This window comes from Limisphaera sp. 4302-co (assembly GCF_049537155.1).
In the GTDB taxonomy this organism is placed as follows: Bacteria; Verrucomicrobiota; Verrucomicrobiia; order Limisphaerales; family Limisphaeraceae; genus Limisphaera.
Genome location: NZ_JBMVQZ010000010.1, coordinates 1 through 25,672 on the forward strand (window position 1 = coordinate 1; position 25,672 = coordinate 25,672).

Below are 25,672 nucleotides of genomic sequence, written 5' to 3' on the forward strand. Positions count from 1 at the left end.
CTCCCTTTCCTCACCCGGCGACCGACCCCACCACAACCGATACGCACGACAAAACGCCGACACACTCCCATACCCCAACCGACCGGCCACCTCCCCAACCCGCCGACCATCCTTCAACCACCGCCGCGCCAATTCCATCCGCTTCCTCCGCAGCCACTCCCGTAACCTCCCCCTCTCCAACACCGCAAACCGCCGCTCCAGCGTCCGCTCGCTGACCAGCAGAACAGCCGCCATCGCCTTCACACAGAAACCGCAACCCATCGCCAACTCCAACCACTGCCTTTCCCCACCAGGCAACTTCACGCCAGCCGCTCCACCTGTCCTCCGCCGGCCTTTGCTCATGCTCCGACCTCACGATCATCGCCCGGCCATCAGGCCCCCGCCACACTCCCGGCTCACAAGGGTTCACCTCCTCTTTTACCTCCCTCATGAATTTCCTCAATGGCCAAAATTGGCCATCCCCCTCACACCAGCTTTCTCTATTCACCATTTCGTTCGCTCCCGGACGACTGCCACGAGTCGGCAGCCCGAAACTGAGCAGTAGCACGAAAACCCTGACTGCCGTCGGTCTTCTGTGCCTGCTCACATCTTGCCAAACGCGTCAGTCTCCACACCAACCCGCCCCAGCCCCCAGGCACTGCCCGACTTCAAACGCTGAACCAATAGCCTCGTCAGTACGCGGCTCACAACAAGGCTTCTCCAAGCGCTGCGGTGATCCACCGTTTGCCGAGCCGCGCACGGAGCTGACAGCGCCTCACAGGACAGCCACCATCGGTCACAATAGAACCTGTCCCTAGACGGGTTTTGTACGTCGCTACAAGGCGTGGCAGGAGTGGGTGAAGTGAAGATGAGACACCTGAGACGAAGCGCCCCAGGGCATCGCAGGGAAGGGAAAGCGCCTTGTCATGGCTGTGAACACCCCACCCAGACAAAGCGTCCCCGCCGGCCGGCGGCCGGAACAGCTGCATCAACGGGAAGGCGAGAAGAGCCCTTTTGCCGGCTCAGCCCAACACCTGCCGCACCAACAGAAACGCGCAGGCCATCCGCAAATACGCCTCAAACGCCCGGCTCGACTTCTCCCACCGGATGCACAGCCGCCGAAAATGCCGCAGCCGGGTCTGCCTGCCGGCAGGCAGGCCACCGTACGCTCCACCACCCACCGCCGACGATACCGCCGCAGCGACCGGCCGTCCTGCGTGCGATCCTCCGGCCGACAACTGCTCCGGTGCGACGCCATCAGCTCCATGCCTGGAGCCGCAAACGCCCGGTCCCGTGCATCGCTCTCCCAGGCCTTGTCGCCCACCACCCGCTCCGGAACCTCCTTCGTCAACATGAAATCGAACCACCCCTGCGCCAGAGTCGACTCATACGGCCGGGCCGAAAAGCTCTGCACCGCAATCGGCAATCCCCGGGCGTCCATGGCAATGAGGATCTTCACCCCCTTGCCCACCTTCGTGCGCCCGATCCCGTCGCCTCCACCATGTGCCGGACAGAACGCCACATCCGGAAAGCATTCATACAGCCGATACTCTCCGCGCTCCTCCACCAGTTGCCCGGCCTCCTGCAACATCCGTTCGAATACACCCTCCCGCCCCCAGCGCTGGAAGGCATGTGGACGGCACTCTTGGAGCCGAATTGCCGGGGCAGGTCTTTCCATTTGGCTCCGTTGTCCGGCAACCAGAAGATCCCGGCCAGCGCCTTGCGCTTGTCGGTTCGGGGACGGCCGCCCCTGGGGTTCGTGGGAGGATCGGGAATGCGTGCGTAGAGCCAATCCAGCAACCTGTCTCTACGCTTCACCACGACACCATGTTACCACGTCAGGCATATGTGTGTTCCGATAGCTTGTACAGTGACCACACCTGTTTACGCATCACAGCGACACACGATGATTTCTTGATACGTTCAATTCATGGACGCGCTGCGCACTGAAACCGCACGCAGATATAGCTCAGCGCTGAACATCTTCTCTCAGATGTCCAGTGACGACTACATGACCCTCATATGCCTCGCCACGCACGCCCAGATCATAACGCACCTTCCATGCCGATGTCTAGGCGTCGTACATGTCCCCCCAACCTAAGCCTCTCTTCTGTTAGCTGCCATGCCAGCATCAAAGACCCATTTACGCGCCCTGCAACCCGATTGGTACATTTCTTCTCACGTGTTTCCGTCAGTTCCAGTAGCACTTGTAGCCGCCGAAAGCGCAGCTCGCGTTGGCCTGGGCCTCACAAGAACCGCTCACGCCCAGCCTGAACCCCAGCCTGACGTCGATAGGGCGACAGCTTCCGCTCTGCTGTGTGGCTACATATCCCGCTGTGCATGAATCCCATGGATTTCCTTGCTTACATTTTTGATACCGATAGATTGTGCGTATGCACGTGCCGGCTTGATTCCCATGACCGCAGGTACTTTGATCAACGACGTAGCTGTCTCCCCATCCATCGGGCCTGAGCCCATTGGGCGGATCAGCACTCATGACGCTCCACACAGCAACTGCTGCCAGCAGTGTGGCGCTTGTTGTGACCAGTTTCGTTTGCTTGCTCGTCATACGACTCCTCCTTTTTGGCTTTTCCTTTCACCCCTTTTCAACCCCGACCACCCCAACATCTGCCACACCGGCACACGGCGACGCATGCGCCCACTGCCAGCCCGACCATGCTCCATATTATCAAGGCACGCACAAAACTTTTGTGCTCGGAGCTTTTGTCGGGCTCAGATGAGCGCAAGGCAACCAGCGCAGGGCTCCCCGAGAACGGCACACCGAGTCTACCATCAAGAACATACCCGGCGCGACCCCGCATCTGAGGCCGTTCATCATTCACAGCTACCTCGCAGTCTTTAAGCCAGCGCGGCCCGGGAATCGTCGTCCCTTCGACCTCCCAACTGTTCGTTATCCAACCCTGAACGCTGTACATCGCAAACACGTCGTCTGGCGATGTCGGCCCTTCGATTTCATTCTTCGCCAGCGCGCGTCGATATTGAAATGATCGCACCCTCCTGCCATTCCCCTCCACTGTCAGGCTCGCAGCAACAAAGCCACTGCGATAAGCCGCGGCTACAAGCCTTCTCTCACCGCCCAGATGTGGCATCTTTTGCCACCCTGGAGCAACCCACCGCCATTCGTACACGTCCTCGCGCATTCGGCGCATCTCCTGCCGCACCTCAGACGGATCATAGTCCCCTTCGCCGTCATACACGCCTCGGATGGGAAACACCTTCTCGTGCCCGTGAAGCAGCTCGGTCTGTTCGGAAAGTACTGCCAGCAAAAGAACCTGAATGGCGGGATCGACCAGCCTTGTTGGAAAACGGCCCGGATACATCAGAGCAACGCCCTTTCCACCCTGCCAGCGCAGGACCCCATCCTGGTGATGCAAAGGAACCATTGCCTCAAACACATCAACGCCATCACTTCCTACACAATAGTAGGTTGTACTGACATCCCGTTGCACAAATGCCTCGATGACGTAATGTCGCCCCAGCCACCCGACGCGACACGGTGTGGGTATGGATCGATATCGCACCCTGTTCCAATCCCCGTCCAAATGGCCTACCCATTGAAGGTATCCCTCCACGCCCCCGCCACCGGAGCCCGTACTCCCACCAGCTCGGACGGTCGTTAAGCACACCGCTAGCACAATCAGTGAGCCACGGTGCAACCATTTCCACGCCGCCCACCTCATACATCCGGTCAGTAATGTTGACATGATCCGCCTTCCATTTTCCAACTTCAACGACCGGACCCCTTGCGTTGGGCCATCGCTTTCATGTCTGGGAAACATGCGAAGAGTTCGCCCTTCACATTTCCTTTCAGGACAAAACATCCTGCCGCAGACATTCTTGATCCAGACGTCCTCTCGCGCGCTCGCGAGGATCCCGCCAACAACTGCTCAGCTGGGGCTTTCCTCATTTTAACACAAGCGCTCGCATGTTCACACCTGAGTTCCTCGGATTCGTTACAGCATGTCGGATCATGACGCGCAATCGCATTTCCGAATCACGAGCCACCATCCGGAACGCCCGACCAGTTCAACTGTTAACTGCACCTCTCACACGGGAAACAGTCACCTGCCAACTGGCTACCTGGCCTCCGTGGATTACACCTCTGTTGACATTACCCACCCCTTCAGCAACCACACTTGCAGCCTATTCCTCAACAATCCCTGTCCTGTCTCTTCCCTCTTTTTTTACCTCAGCACCCAAGCCTCATCCTCGATCCTCGACAAGCTTCAACTCCGCGCTCACCCCTCGCCAAAAGGGCCTCTCCCACGGCCCCCAGGCACCCCTTTCATTGGATTTCTATCTCTTCTTTACCTCCAGACACAGGCCCGGCCAAGAAAAAAATGTTTGCATTTTCCGACATTCCCACGCCCCTGGTTCCTGCCGCCCGGGCGGTTTTCTTCAGCGCGCCCGCTCCCTTTCCTCACACGGCGACCGACCCCACCGCCGCCGGTACGCACGACAAAACGCCGACACACTCCCATACCCCAGCCGACCGGCCACCTCTTTAACAAAAGTGCCCTCCCTCAGCCACCGCCGCCCCACTTCCATCCGCGTCCTCCGCAGCCACTCCCACAGCCTTTCCTTCACTTCCCGCCTGAACCTCCTCCGCAACGTCCGCTCGCCAACCTCCAGAACAGCCGCCATCGCCTTCACACGGAAACCGCACCTCATCGCCAACTCCAACCACTCCTCTTCCCCTTCAGGCAGCCTGACGCCCACCATCCCCTTCCGGCTCCGCCGGACTTTCATGCCTGTGCAACCTCAGTGCCTTCTCCCCGAAGCCCTCCCTCGCCGCGCTAAAGATCCACACCGGCTGTCCTGCCACATAAAACCATGAAAGCTCCGGCGGGCTCGGGAATGTCTCGTCTCCAGAGGACGGCGCAGGCCGATCAGGAGCAACCCGGCCGGTTTCTCGATGTGCGCACCAGGTACCAGAGACCCGCGCCCGACATCGCCGTCAGGGCCAGAATCACGACCCACCGCCGATAAGCAGGCGTGCCGGGAACCCGTTTGACCGGCAGAAAGCCAGCCATCTCCTGCAGACGCGGACTGCTCACCGGTTCCCATATGTCGTCCCTGACGGGGTATATCAGGGGCTCCTCGCCCCGCGTCCGCCAAAAACGCCAATCCCGCGCGACCACCTCGGCCGGACGCAACCGCCAGGATGGCGTGCCTTGATTCCATCGCTCCCAGCGGACCACCCTGAACCACGCATCCAACGCCACCCTGAGCTCATCGGCCTTCCTGGCTCCCAGTCGCGGAACGAACCGTCTCAGCACCGCCGACTGCGGCCGCACCAGCTGCCCGTCACGCACGGTCTCCTGGACCTCGTACTCCATGGCCAAATACCCTCGATCCCTCGGGGGCGCAAGTCGAACGACCTTTCCGCTGGCATCGAGGCCCGTCTCGTTATACCGAAGCTTCAAGCCGCACACCCATGCACCCCCCGGCTCACAATCCCTGCGATCCACCTCGAACTCCACGCACCGGTACTCCGGGGACACCTCCCAGTCGCACCATTGCAACCGCCCGGGGCCGATTTCGCCCAAGTCGGGCTGCGGACAAAGCGCCAACCAGGCCACAAATAACGCGTTCTCGTACGGTCGTGGATACGGGGTCGGAGCCACGTGGGCTTCCAGGCGGATGGCGGAAGTGGGCTTTGGCAATGTCGTCAGCGGCTCCCCTGCAAGCAGCCTTCGCACACCTCCAGGAATCGTCATGTAGTTGTACACCAAACCCTTCACCAAGTCGGGGCTGGTATAGGCGGCCTCCACGAGCCACCAGCCATTACTGTACCAAAACTCCACCCGGCCCTCCTGCACCATGTTGCGATCCTCCCGGGTTACTGGCAGGCTCGCTTCCATTCGCACCTCCGCAAGGGCATGGAACGGGGGAACGTCAACCGATGCAGCACCCCTCGCCTCCGACCCGGTGAGAACCCATGCCACTGCGCAGACGAACCAGCCGTGAGAATGCTGTCTCATACGCACCTCTTGCTTGCCGTTTCACAGCTCACGCGCACAGAGGGTGTCACGGCAGAGGGCCGCAACCGCGGCGGTGACCGGCCCGGAGGCCACACACCTCCCGGCCCGTCGCCGAATGGCAGCCATCGGTTCCGTGGACCCTTTGCGCCTGCTCAGATGTTCGGACAATAACCACACTGCTCGCCGTACAGATACGCCTGCCGGCACGTCCCGTTTGTCATTGTCACCGAATGGATCGGAGGACGGCAAGTACAGTTCAGGTTGTCATCCACATATGGCGTCAGCCACGTGTAGATAATGGTTAGCGGCGCCTGATACATATGGCATCCCGTTTTTCCACATTCACCATCGCGCGAGTCACAGTACATTACGTTGGGCGGAGTGGATCTGATTTGCGTGCAGCTGTTGGCACACGATGCGTCCTGCCATGGCCCACAGCGCATGCCATCGACAACAACATAGCACGTCGCCATCGCGCTCCACAGAATGAACATGCACGCCACTCTCGCCAGCCCCCTGGCCTTCGGATTCCCTCTCTCCTTCGTCCTCCTTTCTCTTCGGCTGATTCCTCACGGTTTCTCCATGTTCGCCCCATCCCGGCAGCTACAGCACAGCAAGGGATGGGGAGAACAACATCCGTGCCCGATGTACGCACTCCATCCGGCACACGACGGTCGGTCGGTCCAGTTGCCCTGTCCACGCATGCCCGCTCCATGGCCGGCTGCCACAGACCTCCATTCCCGGCGGTGCCGGTGTTTCCATTTGCACATTCGCTCGCAAACCATTTTTTCAAGCGGCGGTGCCCGGTTAAAAGATCAGGTCATAATTATGCGCCTGAAAGAACGTGCACAAGCAGATCGGCATCCAGTCTTCCAGCGTTGGATCCCAGTACCCAATCAACACGAGCGGTGTCGCAGGGCCATGCTCATTCGTGTTGAATCTGACATTCATTTCCAATCTGAAATATCGCAACACGCCATTTTTCTGCAAAAGCTCCTCGGGCGAAGGCTCATATATCACCGCTCCCTCCCAGCATGACACCCCCAGGCCGGGAAACGTCCCGGCGGACGGCTGACGCAACGAGAGCCCCAGGTCGGGCCTCACGACAAACGACACTTTAATGCTCTGCTTACCGACGCCGGCGATTCTGTTCGTGCCGTTCCACATGTCCCATGCGAAGCGGAGGATATCTTCCTCGGATGTCAATGTGACACCCTTCTCAAGGGCAGCTTGTTTTGCGGCGGCTGCCAAGCGCTCGCCAACCTTGAACGGCGGCCGAACGCGGAATTTTTTGTACTCCTCGAACTGCCCGGACGAATAACAGGCGTAGAACTGTGCCACGCACGCCAGAAGCTTTCGCTGCTCGTCGGCCGTCAGTTTGTTTACATCTGACACGATCTGGTGTTCAACGATTTCCTTGAACAGCGCCACATCCAAAGGTTGGGTTGCGACTTTGGAAAACGACTCCAAGATGTGCGTCGCAAGCGCAATGTGCTCCTGTGACCGGGCGGTCTCCTTTTTCGTCCCAACCCGCCAGATGACCAGAACGGCAAGCGCAAGCGTGCTTCCGATAAAGAGAGCAGACGACAATCGCCTCATAACGTGTGTGCGTTGTCACCCTGTCGTCCCTGCGCCCATTCCGTGCCGCGGGGAGGATGACGTTGCCTTTGCAGCAGTGCTTTTCTGCCGGTGGCTGCAGCTACACTCGTCGGTCATGACAGCTTCCCCAGGCGAACGTCACCTCTATGTAGCCGGTATTCCCGCTACAGATGAAACCATGCCACCGCGAGCAGATTGTCACGCAATAGGCGCTGCCGCAGTTCTGGCCGTCCGGACAGGTCCATGTGAACGTTTTTGTCGGATTACTGCTGCAGGGATCCTGAACCGGCCCGCAGTTCACGTCGGCTTTTGCACTTGCGATGCCCAGTAGTCCAAGTAGAATCAACAAGATTGTTTTTTTTATTTTCTCTGCATGTTTGTGTTGTTTCCTTGTTCGAGATGGTTTGCATCCGCCCGCGCAGGACCTGCTGCTGAGCAGCATTACCTGTCCCAAAGCCGCTTAGTGACGTTGTTGACGTCCTCATTGTTGAATCGTTCCATTCCTTGCGTCCACACTCATGGATGGGCCTGGGTTGAGGTCCCGGTATGTTTCCGTCAAGCTCGTGACCAGCCGCCCGAGCACGGATGAACGAATCGCGCAGGACGGACTGTTCTGGCTGTTGGGCAACGGAGCCACACGCAACGATCTGCCGCGAGGGTTCGGCTCCAAAGGCGTTGCATACCGGCTTTTCCAACGGCTGGTGTGGGGGGGCCCGTTTTCGGAGTTTCGTCGCTCCAGGCACTCAAACTGGTGCGACACCAAGCAAAGCGCCGGCTTCATGAGCGTCCTCCGGATGCGGCCCTCTGTCCGGCACGGGGCGCATGACACAGCCAACCGGGCAAAGCAGCGCGGATGCGGACTGCTGCAGACCCACCAGAATCGCCCATTCCCCTGCAGAGTTGCCCGGCCTGACTTCCAGACTGCCGCGTCCGACCTCACTGGCCCCCGTTCAACACTCTCGGCGTCGGGACTAATGGCTCATCCTCGATCCTCGACAAGCTTCAACTCCGCGCTCACCCCTCGCCAACAGGGCGTCTCCCACGCCCCCTGGCACCACCTTCATTGGCTTTCTGCTCCAGTTCTTACCTCCAAACACCTACTGCGCCAAGAAAAAAAAAGTGTGCATTTTCCGACATTCCCACGTCCCTGGTCCCTGCCGCCCGGGCGGTTTTCTTCAGCGCGCCCGCTCCCTCTCCTCACCCGGCGACCGTCCTTACCACAACCGATACGCACGACAAAACGCCGACACACTCCCCTACCCCGGCCGACCGGCCACCTCCCCAACCCGCCGACCATCCTTCAACCACCGCCGCGCCAATTCCATCCGCTTCCTCCGCAGCCACTCCCACAGCCTCTCACTCCCCCACATCGCAACGAGCGCAATCGGGCTGCCCGGCACAACCGAAGGACCGAATGCGACTCTGCTTCCCTGAGCTCGCTACCGCAGTCACGCTCTCACCTGCGCACCGGCTTCTACAGAACGCTCCGTATGACCACATGCTCCGCCAAAAGGTTCTGTATCCAGCACCCTGGCGAACACTAGGGGCAATGATGTGACAACCTAACCATCCTCGGTCCACCGGGCTCGACTCTGGCGTCCTAACGGCGTCCGGCACACTCATCAGCAAGCCCACCGAAGGACACCGCTTTTTCGCTTTCCTGCCGACGTAGCAGCCTTCACATCGGCCGCTGCGCCCGAAACGCTTATCCGCCCGACGCTCATCATCATCCGCTCGCGTCGCCAAACACGGCCCTTTGTGCCTATAGGCGCACTCGACTGGCGGAGCACACCACCCACATTTCCCACCGCTGCGCACCCGCCGGGGCGCAGGCTACTACAGCAGACGATGATATCCCTAGCTCCCTTCGCACTTCATGCGCAGAATGAATGCCACCACGCCGCACCAACTGCACTCATTTCGCTGCCAGGCGTGCAGTTCCAGTGGCGTGGCCGGCCCGCAAACATCATCGCCTTAATCGCCTGCCGGTGCGCCACCTCCTTCCAGCTTCCTGTCTGACACCACACCCGCACACGTTATTGCCAAACAACGCCACGCATGCACTGCAAGAACCACGACATCTTGCCACCGTTCAGCCAGTGTTATCCGCACTGCTGCGACCCGGGTTTCAGTGGTCCGAGCAGCCATGTGTCACTGCACAGGCACCCTACCAGGAATCGCCTGCAATCCGCCGTATCCAGTCTCGAAAAGCACGGTGTGCTGGGTGCCGGGCATGTGCTCATGCCTTCCACACAATCATTGCATCCCGGGTACACGAGCCGGTAGCAGCCTCCCATGCATCCGCCGGGAATCCGGTAACAATCAATCTTCACCGTATCCGGACGCGGCATGCACGCCTCTCTGCCGTGGGCCCCGCGTACCCACGCCAGCATGAACAACGCTGACAGCATGCCAACCCACAGTCCGACAATGTGTTTTTCCATCGTTTTCATATTTGTCCTCCAGACCATTTGTCACCTGATGTGGCTTTGTAGCAACGCGGTTAGCGTCTTCTCACGCTCGAGGGTTTATACGTCAACCAGGCCATACACAACATAACGATCATTGCCATAATGATGACCAGCCTCACAAGGTTGGTGTTTCTTACACGTTCGGAGTGTCTTACCAGACCCGACATGGCCGCTTTCTTTTCCTCCAGAATGGCACGCAGTCCCGCGTCGCTGGCAGCCGGCCAGACCCTATTCGTAATAATGTACCCAATGTACTCCACCTCACCATGCGGATCATAAAGCCGGTAATCCGTCACGCCCAAACGCCCATCAATGATCGGCGGCCCTGCGTGTGTAACGCGCTCTGTTATACCAAGGACGCGGCCGCTTATGCGCAGCCGCGGTCGATCTGGAGGCTGCTCCTGCGTCTCACCATGGAAAGCAAGGCTGTACTTCTCGAGTACAAAGCGCCCGGGCAGCCACACACTTCCCACCGGTCGCCAGTCCTCGGCCCGATACGCACCGCCAACCTGGCCAACCTTGACTTTGTCCAGAAGAGCCACCGAATTCCGCCACACTAGTGACCTTACCAATTGCGGATGTTGTGCCGCGCGGCGCATTCGGTTCTTGTCCACCACGAATCGCACAGCTACAGGGACCCGGTAGCTCTCATTTGTAAAGCTGCCCTCGATCCTGTAAATGTGCGCAAGCGGTTCGCTATCGGCAGGAGCCCACGAAGCCGACAGTTCGGCATCACCCTCGACGAATCTGCTGCCGGACGCGTAGGCGAACCACACAGCTTGCGCCCAGGGATCCACGTGCGCTAGGGAGCCGTGCCGCGCCACAATGCCTGCGCCATTCCTTGCCCTGGGATGCTGCAGAACGGTAAACACATCGATCCCATCGCTACCGTACTCGATCCAATAGTTGGGCCCGAACGTGGTCATAATATACCAGTAGCGATTTGACACAGCCACGCGGAACAACACATCCGAAGGCACTTCCTTGTCCGGCTCCGGCAGGACATTTCCCTCATCATCGTACATCTCTCTGGATACCACGCCCTCTACCTCAAACACTGCTTCTGCCCGCAGCGGCATGCAGTTGATCATGAGCGCAACAAGGCTCGCCACCATGGCCATCCCGTTTCTGTACATGGGCGCCCACCGTGACCACGAATGATTATGTGCGTAAACGCGGCATGTTAACCGGGCCTTTGCCCATGTTTCCGCAACCATTGCAGCTTCATGGCTACACATCCAATACCGCCAGGCGTCGACTGGAATGATGCGTGACAGCATCGATGTCTTCAATGCTTCATTGGAATGTGTCCTTCTCGCAGCCATTGTTCAGGCCGCTGCGCCGTTACTGGGTCTGGATCCACCCGCTTGCAGGTTGAGCAGGCGAACGCCGACAGCTAACATCCACATCTTCATGCCCGCTCCTTTGCTTTCCGGATTTCCGGTGCGCCACACCTGCCACTCAACGTGCTGAACCGTCGCTTTCGGCGCTCACAGGCACGTCGTGCCCTCTTCGAATGGCTTGTCTGACAAACCCACCCAACAGCTACGAAAGCAAGCCCTGATTATCTGTCGCTCCTTTTGCCGTAGCATTTCCCTCATGCCTGTAACATGCCCCGCACACCCGAACGGACCCTCCCAATTTATCCACCACAAGCCCATCCGATACAACCCAACATTCCCGGCCAACCAGCCCACCAACACACAACTCAACCGCTCCCGCCGCCCCACCAAACACACACCCGCCACCACCAACTCCACCAAACCCACTCCCAACATCAACTGCCGAAACGTCAACCCAAACAACGGATCCCGCCCCCCCGACACCCGCGCCTCACCCATCGCACTCCACAACTTCGCCAAACCCGTCACCAACAACACCACTCCCGCACTCCTCACAAACCACTTCACCCACCCCCCTCCCCTCAGACGCCCCCGCAAACCCCCAACCCCCGCCGCCTGCAATCTCCGGCCTCCAACATTCTCAACTCCGCCACCCATGGCTCATCCCCGATCCTCCACAAGCTTCAACTCCGCGCCCACCCCTCGCCAGCAGGGCGCCTCCCACGCCCCCCTGGCACCCATTTCATTGGCTTTCTGCTCCAGTTCTTACCTCCAAACACCTGCTGCGCCAAGAAAAAAAAGTGTGCATTTTCCAACATTCCCACGCCCCTGGTTGCTGCCGCCCGGGCGGCTTTCTTCAGCGCGCCCGCTCCCTTTCCTCACCCGGCGACCGAGCCCAACACCGCCGGTACGCACGACAAAACGCCGACACACTCCCATACCCCAGCCGACCGGCCACCTCCCCAACCCGCCGACCATCCTTCAACCACCGCCGCGCCCATTCCATCCGCTTCCTCCGCAGCCACTCCCACAGCCTTTCCTTCACTTCCAGCCTGAACCCCCTCCGCAACATCCGCTCGCAAATCTCCAGAACAGCCGCCATCGCCTTCACACCGAAGCCGCACCTCATCGCCAACTCCAACCACTCACCCTCCCCAACAGGCAACTTCACCCCAGCCACTCCATCTGTCCTCCGCCGGCCTTTCCTCATACTCCGACCTCACATCCATCCCACGCCAATCAGCGCGTGCCACACAAGGGTTCGTCTCCTCTTTTACCTCCCCCACCAACACCCGCAATGGCCAACATTGGCCATCCCCCTCTCACCAGCTTTCCGTATTCACCAGTTGGTTCGCTCCCGGACGACTGCCACGGGTCGGCAGCCCGAAACTGAGCAGTAGCACGAAAACCCTGACTGCCGTCGGTGCTCTGTGCCTGCTCATGTCTTGCCAAACCCGTCAGTCCCCACACCCACCCGCCCCAGCTCCAGGCACTGCCCGACTTCAAACGCTGAACCAATAGCCTCGGCAGTACCCGGTTCGCGACAAGGCTTCTCCAAGCGCTTCGGCGCTCCAGCGTTTGCCTCGCGGCGCATGGAGCTGACAGGACCCCACAGGACAGCCAGCATCGGTCACAATAGAACCCATCCCTAAACCGCTTTTGTACGTCGCTTCCCGGCGTGGCAGGAGTGGGTGTAGTGAAAATGAGACGGCCCACACGAAGCGCCGGAGGGCATCGCAGGGAAGGGAAAGCGACTTGTCATGGCTGTGAACGCCCCACCCGGACAAAGAATCCCCGGTGGCCGAAACGGAACAGCTGCATCAACCGGAGGGCAAGAAGAGCCCTTTTGCCGGCTAGGCCCGGGACTTGCCCGACCGGCAAGAACGCGCAGGCCATCTGCAAATACCCCTCACACGCCCGGCTCGACTTCTCTTACCGGATGCACAGCCGCCGAAACTGCAGCAGCCGGGCCACCGTACGCTCCACCACCCACCGCCGACGATACCGCCGCAGCGACCGGCCGTCCTGCGTGCGATTCTCCGGCCGACGACTGCTCCGGTGCGGCGCAATCAGCTCCATGCCTCGCGCCGCAAACGCCCGGTCCAGTGCATCGCTCTCCCAGGCCTTCTCGCCCACCACCCGCTCCGGAGCCTCCTTCGTCAGCATGAAATCGAACCACCCCTGTGTCAGAGTCGACTCATGCGGCCGGGCCGAACAGCCCTGCACCGCAATCGGCAATCCCCGGGCGTCCACGGCAATGAGGATCTTCACCCCCTTGCCCACCTTCGTGCGCCCGATCCCGTCGCCTCCACCACGTGCCGGACAGAACGCCGCATCCGGAAAGCATTCCTACAGCCGATACTCTCCGCGCTCCTCCACCAGTTGCCCGGCCTCCTGCAACAGCCGTTCGAATACTCCCTCCCGCCCCCAGCGCTGGAAGGCTTGGTGGACGGCACTCTTGGAGCCGAATCGCCGGGGCAGGTCTTTCCATTTGGCTCCGTTGTCCAGCAACCAGAAGATCCCGGCCGGAGCCTCGCGCTTGTCGGTTCGAGGGCGGCCGCCCCTGGGGTTCTCGGGAGGATCCGGAATGCGTGCGCGAAACCAATCCAACAGCCAGTCTGTAAGTTTCAGCACGACTGCAGGATGACTAAGTCACAAATACTTGTCAATGGTTGTCGGATGGGTTCTAGTGACACATGTACCTGAGGATTTTGCGCCTCGCATCGGCCTTGGGGGTGACGATGCACCCGCGCCATGCGATCCCGCTGACGTTTGGGAAACCACATCTCGGTCTGATTGAGCCACGAACAATACGTCGCGCTATCGTGCTTGTGCACGTTCGGGCGTTGCTTGAGGAACCCGGTCACCCGCCTGGTCGGCGGCCCGGGATGTTATCTACAATGATGTGAATCTCTCGTTGCATGGGCTGGGAGACAACGATATCCGTCAGAAAGGCCACGAACGCGGTGCTGGTGTGTAGCTCGGCCGTCATGCCACCGACCGTCCCGTTTTCCGTGTCCCGTGCCTGAATCGTCCTGTTCTCATCGGCCGAGTGGACGGTGCCATGGACGCGCGGCCGTACAATACAGGCCCAGAGTCTCAGCGACTTCGCCGCTAACGTCTGGATCTGCGCTGGCTTAGTATCCACCCATCTAATGGCCTTGGCGGCCGGCTTTGCCCGAGACGCGGGCCACCCGCATGCACATCGTGCCAAGCTGCCCGGCGAGCGATCGCGTGTTCCACTGCGTCGATCCGTCCGCTGGTTTGCGGTGTAGCGTCCGGTCGATGATACGCGCATCACATCGTTCCGATCTGATCACGGGTCGGGTCGTCGTCCTTGGTGGAGGGCATACAAGCCTCCGAGCCGTTGACCCGTGAAGTGGGCCCGTCAACCACGAACGCTGTTGACGCGCCAGCCAATCGTCAAACGAACTCTCGACCCCTCCGATCCAACCGCACGATCCACGACGTTACCAAGGGGTTGCACCTGTTCCGCCGGAGCCTTTCGGCTCCACGCGCTACGTGTGCGCGCGCAGCGCCCGGGTGCACTGTCCACAAAACGCCGTGCCTTGATGCCCTCACCGACTCACTTAGCCGTCACGTGCCAATGTTGCATTGGACCAGATGAGCGATCACACCACCACTGGTTGCTTTTCCTGCTCTTCGTTCCAACTGACACGACATCCGCTCGCCGCACGCCGTCTCGTGCCGATCCCCAGCTCGGGCATGCGCGCATACGCTAGTTGCATGTTTGCGCACCAGGGTATTCCTTTCTTGTCCAACTCCCACCACAGACACAGCCACCTCCGGCCACCTTGACGCACCCTGTCGACAACAAAACCGCGACACATGGCACACTCGGTGGATTGCACGTATCCTTACCTTGCACGCAATCGTTACATCCATTCCATTGTAACCGATAGCACCCTCCCGTGCAGCCAGTTCCTGCGGGCCTACACGTGTTATTGAACACCGTGTATGCTCGAGCCACGCATGCTTCTTCGCCTGGCGTACCCCGGATGTAAAAAGCAGTCAGCATGCCACCCAGAACTGCCATTATCGTGATAATCCCAGTGCACCTCATCGTTTGTTTCCACATATGTCACTCCTTTCCTCTGACTTTTTGCACGCTTTCGCCTACTCTCCGCGCAGCCACGCTGCTGCACAGACATTCTCCCGAGACAATGGCTCGCTCTGCATGATCAGCTCGGTTTCTTCTTTTCACAGAATCTTCTCTCACAGCATCCTTTTCCAACGGCTTCGCAGCATCCACCACCCTACCGCCATGCTTGTCAGCATCATTGCACCGAACATCACCATCCGCCAAGCAACTGCCGACCTCTCCCCGCCCTGTTCCCTCAGTCCCGGATACCCATCCAAGGTCCGCCGCCGCTGTTCAAACGCCGCCCACACAGCAGGATTATTAGTAGCCGGCCAGACACCGTTGGTTACGCGATACTGAACGTATTCAAGGCCCACCCGCAAATCGTGAAGCCGGAAATCAGTCACGCCCTGTTTTCCTCGAAGCAATGGCGGGCCCACATGTCCCACAGCGGCTGCCACGTTCGTAATGTGCCCGGTGTAACGGAGAAATACGCCGTTGTTCCCCAAAAGAGGTTGCCGCTCGTCACCCCGCCACCTGTGATACATGATCTCGAGCTCGAACCGCGAGGGCACCTGTACTTCGCCGACACGTCGCCAATCCCATGCACGGTACACCGCCCCGGTGGTGCCCGGCTTCAGTTGCGCAAGCCTTGCAACATCCTCCTTCAACACCTTCGGCGGCCACAATTGCGGATGCTGCGCCGCCTGCTGAAGCCTGCGCTCGACCACCTCAAACCACACGAACGCCGGCAACCGGTACTCCTCATTCGTAAAACTTCCCTTTAGCTCGTACACGTGGGCAAAGGGGTCCCAAGCAGTCATTTCCCACGGTACTGCCAGATCCCGGCCGTCGTTGGTCAAGAAGTACTTTCCGGAGCAGAAAGCGAACCACAGCAGTCCGCATTCATGCATCACATTCTGGGGCGTCACGCCCGGTGTCACCGCAGCCGGCGCTCCGTGCGGTTCGGGAAAGTAGTGAATGCGATAAACATCCTTGCCGTCACACCCAATCTCCTGCCAGTGGTCAGGGCCGTACTGCAGCGATATAAACCACTGGCCATTTGACACACACACAAGAAACGGAACTACATCCGGATATTCCACAGGAGTCACTCTCGGGTCGAGTGCCTTCACGACCTTTGCAATCTCCTTCGGGTCGCGACGGAGAACCGAACCATCCGGTGCATATTCCTCCACACGGACCACTCCCTGCAGCTGGAAGGCTACCGTCCCGACAGCAGCCCCGCTCTCCACCAGACCCGCGAGTGCCACGGCCGCAATCCAACCACCACAACGTCGCCAGCTCATAACACGCGCCACACTTCCGCAGCTCCCCTGTTGGCATCTCCTGCTCATCCTTGCCCAACCCCGCTTCCTCGACCATGCCACAGCCCCGCCAGCGCACCCACAAGCAAATACCCCAGAACAAACTTCATGACCAGATCAGCTGCCGTAGGCGACACACCCAGCGCGTCCGTCAAGTGACCCAGACACCCACAGGGCCGCTTCCAGCCCATCCACCACAGCCCCAGCCGGTACAACGCAAAGTTCCCAGACAACCAGCCCACCAACACCAAACTCAACTTCTCCCGCTGCCCCACCAAACACACACCCGCCACCACCAACTCCACCAAACCCACACCCAACATCAACCGCCCAAACGTCAACCCAAACAACGGATCCCGCACCCCCAACACCCGCGCCTCACCCATCGCACTCCACAACTTCGCCAATCCCGTCAACAACAACACCACCCCCGCACTCCTCACGAACCACCTCACCCACCCACCTCTCCCCAAACGCCCCCGCAAACCCCCAACCCCCGCCGCCTGCAATCCCCGGCCTCCAACATTCTCAACTCCGCCACCCATGGCTCATCCCCGATCCTCCACAAGCTCCAACTCCGCGCCCACCCCTCGCCAGCAGGGCATCTCCCACGCCCCCCTGGCACCCATTTCATTGGCTTTCTGCTCCTGTTCCTACCTCTCAGACACATCTCCAGCCAAGCATAAAAAACTTGCATTTTCGGACATTCCGACGCACCTGGTTCCTGCCGCCCGGGCGGTTTTCTTCAGCGCGCCCGCTCCCTTTCCTCACACGGCGACCGACCCCACCATCGCCGGTACGCACGACAAAACGCCGACACACTCCCATACCCCAGCCGACCGGCCACCTCCCCAACCTGCCGGCCACCCCTCGACCCCGGTCGCGCCACCATTCGTGTCTCCCACCGCTCCTCCAAGGCTGTATGCCCGACGGGCAAATCAGTTCACCCCTCAGTTCGAACGGCAGGCCTTTCGGTCCGCGGCCGCCTTCCCCATCCCGCCGTGTGGAGGTCCCCCCGGCACCGCACTCGCCGTCCATTTTCGCTTCTTGAACTCCCGCAGACACCAAGCGCCGACCCGCCGCTATGGCTCCAACTGGCCCTCCGACCCCGCCTTCCGGGCCGCTTTCACCCCCAAGCCACCGGTCCAGCTCCTCAGTCCGATCCACCAGCCGGACGCGCCTCCCGCTCCCCCACCTCCGCCACAACCGTCTCCGCCCTGTGCCGAGCCACGCCGCCTACATATTAGGCCTGCTTCATCTCACTGCACGGACGTCTTCCAAAAAGAGCCTGATCCGACCGCCCCCTTTCTCGCTGCACCGGAGCATGAACCGAACCTCAACGGCCTCTGAAAAGCCCTGCATGCGTCGGGTGCGCGTCCGGCTGATCGAAGAAAGCGAACGCCTCCGCTTCGACAAGCTGCCCCAAAAGCCTCACTCTATGCACAGCGCCCGCCTGGTCAGACGCTGCCTCCGCCAAGTGACCGGGCTCGACTACCACTGGGTGGCCCGGCTGAGCTTCAGCGGGGCGGATCCGCACGTCAAAGCCCGGGATCAGAAGATCGGCCGGACTCCGCGCCAACGGGTCCGGCGACTGCTTCTGGCGGTCAACGACAGCCATTTCCCGGTCCCGGCCCATGCGGGAAGCCAAGCGTGTGCATGTGATACCGACCTTGAGGAATGTGCTGCCGGGACTTTTTGAGCTGCAGAAGCGCCGTGGCCGGTACGTGGGCACGGAGTTTTCCGGCCCGGCGGCACCGGCTGACGATGGATCGGATGATCCGGTTGATCATCCGACGGCCATGGGGCGCCAGGGAGCTTTGGAGGCGGCAAGCTGCGGTCGGAGGGGCCGCTGATGCGCCCCCTCTGGGATGCCTCGTACCGGACCCGCCAGCCGCCTCTGGCTGGGCTTGCGGCCCCGGGACATGCGGGTTGCCGCCACGCCAGGTTTCACCAGAGGTTTGTCATCGGAGCGCCCGGCGCTCCCGGCCGCCTGTGGCCCAGGCGAATGGCACGGAGCTCCTCAATCTCCGCTTTGTACGCTTCACAGTTGCAACATCGCCGTTGCGACACCCGCTGCCGGCACCTCTGGATCTCCTTCGTGCCGCCCTTCAACACGGCACAAGATGGGCTCATTCGGATCCTCACGGCATATTTCGGAGTAGCGCAATGGCAAATACTGCTGCCAGGACGAATCATAGGACGTCCACACGCACGTGCCTTCACTGCATGTTCCGCGTGTGAACAAGACGATTCGAGCCGGCACCATTGTGATTTCTGGCACACACCGATGGCACGGGGCACACCCACCACAAAATACGGGAAAGTCCGCAAAATAAATACTGCACTGCTCCCCCGGGTTTATAGGAACGCCACCCATGGGAGTACATCGGAGGCAGTATATTGTCAATGCGTACGACTCAGCCCGGTGGCTACATGGAACTGCACCCAGTCCGATTGCTGCAATAAACGCAAGCGTTGCGTTTTTGATCATCCTGCTCCATTGTCCACGCTGTTGCCAGCATGCGCGACTCGGTATGTAGCTTTTCATCTCTGTCCTCCGTGTATTTTATTCAGCTGCCATTTGTTTGCCGGCAACCTTTGCACGGCGCCTGACAAGTGGCACAACAATGATCGTTCCGTTTGTTGCTTTTGGTTGTTTTCTTCAGCTTTCACGGTTGGCCACCTTTACGTTCTTCGCTCCGTTTACCAAGTTTGTACAGCAGAACACCCAGCGTTAGGCATGCCACCACCAGAAACATTAGGCCCCGTCTGACATCCGGCGACGACTCTTGCAAAGGCTCCACAATTCCGGCATACGCCCGCCTGGCGATTTCCAACCGGTTCGACCACGTGCGGATCGTTCGTTCATATACGGGCATGGCCATGACTTCGGCTACGTCCGGCCAACGGTTGGTGGAAAAGTATATCACGCACACGGGGTGGTTGGACCACGCAAACCGCCAGTCTGACACGGCACCACCTCCTGCACGCGGCGGCGGTACCAAGATCTCCTCATTGAACTCTGCAAACGTTTTCGCGACGATCTCGACGGTGTACGCCACCTCGGGCGACCCCACAGCCATCAGCGCGCCGGGGCCACCGCCACCGCCGGGCAAAGGTCGAAGCCTGTAGATCTCCAACTTCGACCGCTTGGGCAGGCGATATCCGCCGCCGTCCGTGCTCTCCTCCACCTCGTAAACGATGTTCGTATATCCCTTGTCGTAGGGACGGGGAAACACCTGACCAGTCTCGATCACGCCCAATGCATGTGGGATGCGGATCATCCCATCATGCTTGCTCACAAAACGAACGGGAAGCTTCGGCTCGTCCGGACTCGTTTGCCACCATGACAACTGCCTGTACTCCAATCCCGGTCCCGCCCACAGCATCGCCGGAAAACCCGACACCACGGAATCTGTCACGGGCACAGCAATCGGGCGTCCCGGCTGGTCCGACAGGTATCCACTTGAACAATAGGCGAGCCATATGGAACCGAGCAGGGGGTCATGATTGGGAATCGGCAGGGGCAGGATCAGCGCGTTGCTGTACTTCGGGCCATAGCGTTCGACCTGATAAAGCCCCTGCCTGCTGGCCGCCACGTGAATGCTGGGAGCGTCGGCCCGTGGTCCCGACTCATCCAGCGGCACTGCATCAATCCGCCACCGCCCATCCTGAACCGCGACCCGAAATTCGTATCGCATGCTCACACGGCCATTGCTTTCGCGTCTGGTCGCCACGCCGTTCACTTCAAATCCCGCCTCTGTTCGGCACGCCACGAGACACAGCAAAGCTGCTGTTGCGCGGCTCAATCCCGTCTTTCTGCAAGCAGTCATGGGCCCACAGTGCAGACGCCCTTCCTTCCCCTCTGCTGTATGGCATCGGGCCGTGAATGTGTGAATAAAAGTGCAACAGCGCCCGGACCGTCGCACAGAACGTGCCTCATCCGGATAACCGGTTTGTATCCGCCTCATCGTCCATTACTGAAGACCGGAGCACGCCACAAGAGCCGGGTGTACCGAGCCGGGTCACTCCGATCGGGCAACCGGCATGGACCGCACGGGCCGCTTCCAGCCCAGCCACCACAGCCCCATCCGGTACAACGCAAAGTTCCCAGACAACCAGCCCACCAACACCAAACTCAACCGCTCCCGCTGCCCCACCAAACACACACCCGCCACCACCAACTCCACCAAACCCACACCCAACATCAACTGCCCAAACGTCAACCCAAACAACGGATCCCGCACCCCCAACACCCGCGCCTCCCCCACCGCACTCCACAACTTCGCCAATCCCGTCAACAACAACACCACCCCCGCACTCCTCACAAACCACCTCACCCACCCACCTCTCCCCAAACGCCCCCGCAAACCCCCGCCCCACACCGCCTCCACCGCACCCCCCCTCAACCTTTTGTACCTCAGCCGCCATGGCCCAGCCTCCATCCCCTGTCAGGTCGTGACACCACCCGATCACCAAACCCTTTCCATCAAAGCCTCCCCCCGACCTCAGGCGCCCTGCTCCCCTGGATTTCCAGTTCTACTCATCGCCGCGTGGACGCTCCCTGCCAAGGAAAAAAAGTTTGCATTTTCGGACATTCCCATGCCCCTGGTTCCTGCCGCCCGGGCGGTTTTCTTCAGCGCGCCCGCTCCCTTTCCTCACCCGGCGACCGACCCCACCTCCGCCGGTACGCACGACAAAACGCCGACACACTCCCATACCCCAGCCGACCAGCCACCTCCCCAACCCGCCCACCATCCTTCGACCACCGCCGCGCCACCACCATCCGCTCCTTCCCCAGCCAATCACGCAGCATCCCCATCCCCTCCCGCTCAAACCACCCCTCCAACGTCCGCTCGCTCACCCTCAACTCCCCGGCCATCCCTTCCACACAAAACCCATACCGCAGGCCCAACTCCAACCACCGTTCCCCTGCCTCGGCCAGCCTTGCCCTCAACCGCCTACCCCTCTTGCCCCACACCCTCATGCCCCACACGCCGCTCCTCTCCCACGCGAGCGCCCACCACGCACCTCTCCGGCGCCCCCCTCTCTCACCAATCCCCAGGCCCATTCACATGCCCTCCCAATCAGTCGTTCACGCGCTTTCCTTACCGCCTCAAGCCCCTTCCACCCAACCCGCCAGAACCGGCAATGGCCAGAATTGACCATCCCGCCCGGCATCCCCACCCCCACACCACCGCGCTTCCCGACAGGCCACAGGCGGGCCACAAACCCCTGTCACACCGCTTATCGAACCGTCCGTGATAGACTCTGCGTTCCATGCCTGCTAGAGCGACTTGGATCCGACGACCCAACGTGGGTAGAGCAGAATGAGAATTAAGACCGCGCTTGGCGCGGCGAGCCTGCCGATTGCGTTGCATAGCTGCTTGGTGTGGACGCACAACTCCACCACGAGGACCGGCTTCATCCCTCTCATCCCAAATCCGGAGCTTCCAGAACAAGTCCGGACACAAGGGCTGTGCCGACGACGCACCGACTCAACCAGTCCAAACTCATGCGCGAACCCCCTGCGCAGTTTCAGCCTCTTCGCCGGCCGCAGAATCATACGCCTGCCGGCCGATCCGGCGGTCTCACTGGTGACGGATGGTGGAGTGTACGGCGGCCCGGCTACAGCACTTCCGGCCGCTTTACATCCGCCGGGAGAAATCAACCCGGGGGCTTGCTGCGTACTTGCGAACGGACTGCACGTTCTTGCCGGTGGGGCAAGTGCTCACCCCGGTCGCAAACGGATCGCACCCATGCCTGCCTAAATGGGGCCGGAGCAGTTGCGCCCACCGGCAGGCGCTTCGCACTTCTTGCGGCATGGCAGCGGCATCCACGCAAGCTCCACTCTCCAAGGCCGCCTCCCACCTGCAGCTTTAATACCATCTACATCAAGCCGCACCACTCTGCCAGAACTTGGACCGGCCCATGGTAAGAGCCTGAAGGATGGCTTCTAGTCGCAGATTTGCGCGCCGGCCGTGATCTTCGTGGTCCAATTGCCGGCACAGATGCACCCACCTCCAGCGACCTTCACGCACGTCGTTGAGGAGAATACCACCCAACACTGTGATATCGGCGGATTGCAACTCGAGCTACCCTGAATACAATCATTGCAGTTGTCGTACCGCAATCGATAGCACCCGCCGGTGCATTCGTCGGGTCCCAGCGAGCGGCAGGTCTTTCTGAACATGGTCCAGTCTCGCGCAACACATTGTTCTTCTCCTGCCCCGCTCGTGCTACGCACATACCACACGCTGCCGCAGAGAACCAGCATAATAGCAACAGCTCCGAGGTACCGGCTTTTACTTTCCTGCCTCCTCGTCTTCATGTCAACTGCTCCTTTCTCAACTACCATGCAGCCGAGGTGTTTCACGTCCCGTTTCGGCTCGCCCGCCCCGCCTTGAAAAACCGGGCCATGCGGTCAAGCGGCCGAAACACCATACTGTCCCTCCTGCCCACTTGGTTTATTAAACCCGTGATCGTGTACGTCCGACCCACAACCACGCCCCGATACCCAGGTTCGCGGCGATTATCGCCGCGATCACAGCCACACCCCGCATACCCGCCGGCGTGGTCCGTCCACGAATGCCCGTCTCACGGAGGCTCATCAATTCGAAGCGTCGGCGCTCGAACCTGGTCCACACGGTCGGATCGTTCGTGGTCAACCAGACTCTGTTGGTTATGGGGTAGGACACGTATTCAAGGCCCACCTCCCGATCCTGCAGCCGCCAGTCTGTAACGACGAGTTTTCCCAGAACAGGTGGCGGGCCCACATGTCCCACAGCGGCTGCCACGTTCGTAATGTGCCCGGTGTAACGGAGAAATACGCCGTTGTCCCCCAAAGGAGGTTGCCGCTCGTCACCCCGCCACCTGTGATACATGATCTCGAGCTCGAACCGCGAGGGCACCTGTACTTCGCCGACACGTCGCCAATCCCATGCACGGTACACCGCCCCGGTGGTGCCCGGCTTCAGTTGCGCAAGCCTTGCAACATCCTCCTTCAACACCTTCGGCGGCCACAATTGTGGATGTTGCGCCGCCTGCTGAAGCCTGCGCTCGACCACCTCAAACCACACGAACGCCGGCAACCGGTACTCCTCATTCGTAAAACTTCCCTTTAGCTCGTACACGTGGGCGAACGGGTCCATCGTCGGCAAACCCCAGGGCGCGGCCAGATCACGGCGGTCCTCCCTGGCAAAATACTTTCCGGAGCACAACGCAAACCACAGTACACCAGCCTCCATCTCCATGTGCTGCGGCGTGACGCCTGCGCTCACCCCTGCGATGTCCGCCCCGCGGACGTGTGGAAAATATGTAATCGCAAACGTATCCCGGCCGTCGCAGCCATACTCGTACCATTGGTTCGAACCGTACTGGACGCGTATGTACCACCAGTCATTAGAAATGCACACGAGGAACGGGACTGCCTTGGGATACAGCGGCGGTATTACTGTCGGGTCGAGTGCCTTCACGACCTTTGCAATCTCCTTCGGGTCGCGACGGAGAACCGTACCATCCGGTGCATATTCCTCCACACGGACCACTCCCTGCAGCTGGAAGGCTACCGTCCCGACAGCAGCCCCGCTCTCCACCAGACCCGCGAGTGCCACGGCCGCAATCCAACCACCACAACGTCGCCAGCTCATAACACGCGCCACACTTCCGCAGCTCCCCTGTTGGCATCTCCTCCTCATCCTTGCCCAACCCCGCTTCCTCGACCATGCCACAGCCCCGCCACCGCACCCACAGGCAAATACACCAGAACACACTTCATAACCAGATCAGCTGCCGTAGGCGACACACCCAGCGCGTCCGTCAAGTGACCCAGACACCCGCAGGGCCGCACCCAGCCCAGCCACCACAGCCCCAACCGGTTCAACGCAAAGTTCCCGGCCAACCAGCCCACCAACACCAAACTCAACTTCTCCCGCTGCCCCACCAAACACACACCCGCCACCACCAACTCCACCAAACCCACACCCAACATCAACTGCCCAAACGTCAACCCAAACAACGGATCCCGCACCTCCAACACCCGCGCCTCCCCCACCGCACTCCACAACTTCGCCAATCCCGTCACCAACAACACCACCCCCGCACTCCTCACAAACCACCTCACCCACCCACCTCTCCCCAGACGCCCCCGCAAACCCCCGCCCCACACCGCCTCCACCGCACACCCCTCAACCTTTTGTTCCTCAGCCGCCATGGCCCAGCCTCCATCCCCTGTCAGGTCGTGACACCGCCCAATCACCAAGCCCTTTCCATCAAAGCCTCCCCCCGCCCTCAGGCGCCCTGCTCCCCTGGATTTCCACTTCTACTCATCGCCGCGTGGACGCTCCCTGCCAAGCATAAAAAGTTTGCATTGTCGGACATTCCCACGCACCTGGTTCCTGCCGCCCGGGCGGTTTTCTTCAGCGCGCCCGCTCCCTCTTCTCACCCGGCGACCGACCCCACCACCGCCGGTACGCACGACAAAACGCCGACACACTCCCATACCCCAACCGACCGGCCACCTGCCCAAGCCTACTGCCTTACCCTCAGGCGGTTCCGAGCTCGTGCCGGTCGGACTTTACATGGCGCGCCGGGCACGGCTTCTGCTATTTGCGCCCGGCACCTCGGCTCGCCGGCCGGCGGCACAGGCCGCACGCATGGCTAACGGCCGGACCAAGGCCGGTACCTGCGCCCCTGCCGGGGCCGTCGAGTGAACGATTGTGCCGGTTTGCCTGCAGAGCATTGCCCGCGGATGGTTTTCCCGTCTGGCTGCGCGTTCTGACTTTTGCGCCGCCCGGTGACCCGGACCGCACCCGCACCGTGCAGACGTGTTCATTCATTGCCTGCC

22 protein-coding genes and 1 pseudogene are annotated in these 25,672 nt (G+C 60.6%); 1 reads left to right on the forward strand and 22 read right to left on the reverse strand.

Annotation, left to right across the window (positions count from 1 at the left end):
* The 15 genes and pseudogenes from ACPDIX_RS10675 to ACPDIX_RS10745 all read right to left on the reverse strand — a co-directional run.
* Positions 1-303 (reverse strand): helix-turn-helix transcriptional regulator (locus ACPDIX_RS10675; RefSeq protein WP_423431782.1); only part of this gene is annotated, 303 nt, incomplete at its 3' end.
* A 664-nt stretch (positions 304-967) separates the two neighbouring features.
* The gene (locus ACPDIX_RS10680; RefSeq protein WP_423431912.1) at positions 968-1,657 is read right to left on the reverse strand and encodes a hypothetical protein; all 690 of its coding nucleotides are present in this window, start codon (positions 1,655-1,657) and stop codon (positions 968-970) included.
* 14 nt (positions 1,658-1,671) lie between these two features.
* A pseudogene (locus ACPDIX_RS10685) lies at positions 1,672-1,800 on the reverse strand (hypothetical protein); the annotation flags it as partial.
* Positions 1,801-2,585: 785 nt separating this feature from the next.
* The gene (locus ACPDIX_RS10690; protein ID WP_423431783.1) at positions 2,586-3,449 is read right to left on the reverse strand and encodes a hypothetical protein; all 864 of its coding nucleotides are present in this window, start codon (positions 3,447-3,449) and stop codon (positions 2,586-2,588) included.
* A gap of 949 nt (positions 3,450-4,398) precedes the next feature.
* A complete protein-coding gene (locus ACPDIX_RS10695) occupies positions 4,399-4,749 on the reverse strand; it encodes a helix-turn-helix domain-containing protein (protein WP_423431784.1) in 351 nt (116 codons plus the stop codon).
* Positions 4,750-4,889: 140 nt separating this feature from the next.
* Positions 4,890-5,864 carry a hypothetical protein gene (locus ACPDIX_RS10700; RefSeq protein WP_423431785.1) on the reverse strand — a complete coding sequence of 325 codons (975 nt, stop codon included), beginning with the start codon at positions 5,862-5,864 and terminating at the stop codon, positions 4,890-4,892.
* Between the two features lie 927 nt (positions 5,865-6,791).
* Positions 6,792-7,583, reverse strand: coding sequence for a hypothetical protein (locus tag ACPDIX_RS10705; protein ID WP_423431786.1), 792 nt, complete (start codon positions 7,581-7,583; stop codon positions 6,792-6,794).
* A gap of 2,503 nt (positions 7,584-10,086) precedes the next feature.
* Positions 10,087-11,175, reverse strand: a complete 1,089-nt coding sequence (locus ACPDIX_RS10710; protein WP_423431787.1) for a hypothetical protein — start codon at positions 11,173-11,175, stop codon at positions 10,087-10,089.
* 369 nt (positions 11,176-11,544) lie between these two features.
* Entirely contained in the window at positions 11,545-11,964 is a 420-nt protein-coding gene (locus ACPDIX_RS10715; RefSeq protein ID WP_423431788.1) for a hypothetical protein, read from the reverse strand.
* A gap of 289 nt (positions 11,965-12,253) precedes the next feature.
* Positions 12,254-12,568, reverse strand: a complete 315-nt coding sequence (locus tag ACPDIX_RS10720; protein WP_423431789.1) for a helix-turn-helix domain-containing protein — start codon at positions 12,566-12,568, stop codon at positions 12,254-12,256.
* Positions 12,569-13,329: 761 nt separating this feature from the next.
* The gene (locus ACPDIX_RS10725; RefSeq protein WP_423431790.1) at positions 13,330-13,668 is read right to left on the reverse strand and encodes a transposase; all 339 of its coding nucleotides are present in this window, start codon (positions 13,666-13,668) and stop codon (positions 13,330-13,332) included.
* 78 nt (positions 13,669-13,746) lie between these two features.
* Complete coding sequence (locus ACPDIX_RS10730) at positions 13,747-14,031, reverse strand: transposase (RefSeq protein ID WP_423431791.1); 285 nt, start codon at positions 14,029-14,031, stop codon at positions 13,747-13,749.
* Between the two features lie 229 nt (positions 14,032-14,260).
* The gene (locus tag ACPDIX_RS10735) at positions 14,261-14,389 is read right to left on the reverse strand and encodes a hypothetical protein (RefSeq protein ID WP_423431792.1); all 129 of its coding nucleotides are present in this window, start codon (positions 14,387-14,389) and stop codon (positions 14,261-14,263) included.
* A 1,244-nt stretch (positions 14,390-15,633) separates the two neighbouring features.
* Positions 15,634-16,809: a hypothetical protein gene (locus tag ACPDIX_RS10740; RefSeq protein ID WP_423431793.1), complete on the reverse strand. Its 1,176-nt coding sequence runs from the start codon at positions 16,807-16,809 to the stop codon at positions 15,634-15,636.
* A 44-nt stretch (positions 16,810-16,853) separates the two neighbouring features.
* The gene (locus ACPDIX_RS10745; RefSeq protein WP_423431794.1) at positions 16,854-17,282 is read right to left on the reverse strand and encodes a MauE/DoxX family redox-associated membrane protein; all 429 of its coding nucleotides are present in this window, start codon (positions 17,280-17,282) and stop codon (positions 16,854-16,856) included.
* An 869-nt stretch (positions 17,283-18,151) separates the two neighbouring features.
* On the opposite strand from ACPDIX_RS10745, the gene ACPDIX_RS10750 reads away from it, so the two are divergent.
* On the forward strand, positions 18,152-18,526 hold the full coding sequence (locus ACPDIX_RS10750) for a hypothetical protein (protein WP_423431795.1): 375 nt from the start codon (positions 18,152-18,154) through the stop codon (positions 18,524-18,526).
* Between the two features lie 970 nt (positions 18,527-19,496).
* On the opposite strand, the gene ACPDIX_RS10755 is transcribed toward ACPDIX_RS10750, so the two are convergent.
* The 7 genes from ACPDIX_RS10755 to ACPDIX_RS10785 all read right to left on the reverse strand — a co-directional run bounded on the left by ACPDIX_RS10755 (position 19,497) and on the right by ACPDIX_RS10785 (position 25,346).
* Entirely contained in the window at positions 19,497-20,528 is a 1,032-nt protein-coding gene (locus tag ACPDIX_RS10755) for a hypothetical protein (protein ID WP_423431796.1), read from the reverse strand.
* A gap of 324 nt (positions 20,529-20,852) precedes the next feature.
* Positions 20,853-21,167: a hypothetical protein gene (locus tag ACPDIX_RS10760; protein WP_423431797.1), complete on the reverse strand. Its 315-nt coding sequence runs from the start codon at positions 21,165-21,167 to the stop codon at positions 20,853-20,855.
* Positions 21,168-21,463: 296 nt separating this feature from the next.
* A complete protein-coding gene (locus ACPDIX_RS10765; protein WP_423431798.1) occupies positions 21,464-21,784 on the reverse strand; it encodes a helix-turn-helix transcriptional regulator in 321 nt (106 codons plus the stop codon).
* A gap of 937 nt (positions 21,785-22,721) precedes the next feature.
* Positions 22,722-22,916 (reverse strand): hypothetical protein, encoded by a 195-nt coding sequence (locus ACPDIX_RS10770; protein ID WP_423431799.1) that lies wholly within the window; start codon positions 22,914-22,916, stop codon positions 22,722-22,724.
* A gap of 381 nt (positions 22,917-23,297) precedes the next feature.
* Positions 23,298-24,476, reverse strand: a complete 1,179-nt coding sequence (locus ACPDIX_RS10775) for a hypothetical protein (protein WP_423431800.1) — start codon at positions 24,474-24,476, stop codon at positions 23,298-23,300.
* A gap of 44 nt (positions 24,477-24,520) precedes the next feature.
* A complete protein-coding gene (locus tag ACPDIX_RS10780; protein ID WP_423431801.1) occupies positions 24,521-25,039 on the reverse strand; it encodes a hypothetical protein in 519 nt (172 codons plus the stop codon).
* Positions 25,040-25,244: 205 nt separating this feature from the next.
* A complete protein-coding gene (locus ACPDIX_RS10785) occupies positions 25,245-25,346 on the reverse strand; it encodes a hypothetical protein (protein ID WP_423431802.1) in 102 nt (33 codons plus the stop codon).
* Between the last annotated feature and the right edge of the window lie 326 nt (positions 25,347-25,672).

Excerpts from the sequence above, each read along its gene's own strand:
- ACPDIX_RS10680 (WP_423431912.1), bottom strand. The coding sequence starts at position 1,657 with ATGGAAAGACCTGCCCCGGCAATTCGGCTCCAAGAGTGCCGTCCACAT.
- ACPDIX_RS10695 (WP_423431784.1), bottom strand. The coding sequence starts at position 4,749 with ATGAAAGTCCGGCGGAGCCGGAAGGGGATGGTGGGCGTCAGGCTGCCT.
- ACPDIX_RS10700 (WP_423431785.1), bottom strand. The coding sequence starts at position 5,864 with ATGGAAGCGAGCCTGCCAGTAACCCGGGAGGATCGCAACATGGTGCAG.
- ACPDIX_RS10705 (WP_423431786.1), bottom strand. The coding sequence starts at position 7,583 with ATGAGGCGATTGTCGTCTGCTCTCTTTATCGGAAGCACGCTTGCGCTT.
- ACPDIX_RS10710 (WP_423431787.1), bottom strand. The coding sequence starts at position 11,175 with ATGGCCATGGTGGCGAGCCTTGTTGCGCTCATGATCAACTGCATGCCG.
- ACPDIX_RS10735 (WP_423431792.1), bottom strand. The coding sequence starts at position 14,389 with ATGACGGCCGAGCTACACACCAGCACCGCGTTCGTGGCCTTTCTGACG.
- ACPDIX_RS10740 (WP_423431793.1), bottom strand. The coding sequence starts at position 16,809 with ATGAGCTGGCGACGTTGTGGTGGTTGGATTGCGGCCGTGGCACTCGCG.
- ACPDIX_RS10750 (WP_423431795.1), top strand. The coding sequence starts at position 18,152 with ATGAACCGAACCTCAACGGCCTCTGAAAAGCCCTGCATGCGTCGGGTG.
- ACPDIX_RS10755 (WP_423431796.1), bottom strand. The coding sequence starts at position 20,528 with ATGCGATACGAATTTCGGGTCGCGGTTCAGGATGGGCGGTGGCGGATT.
- ACPDIX_RS10775 (WP_423431800.1), bottom strand. The coding sequence starts at position 24,476 with ATGAGCTGGCGACGTTGTGGTGGTTGGATTGCGGCCGTGGCACTCGCG.
- ACPDIX_RS10780 (WP_423431801.1), bottom strand. The coding sequence starts at position 25,039 with ATGGCGGCTGAGGAACAAAAGGTTGAGGGGTGTGCGGTGGAGGCGGTG.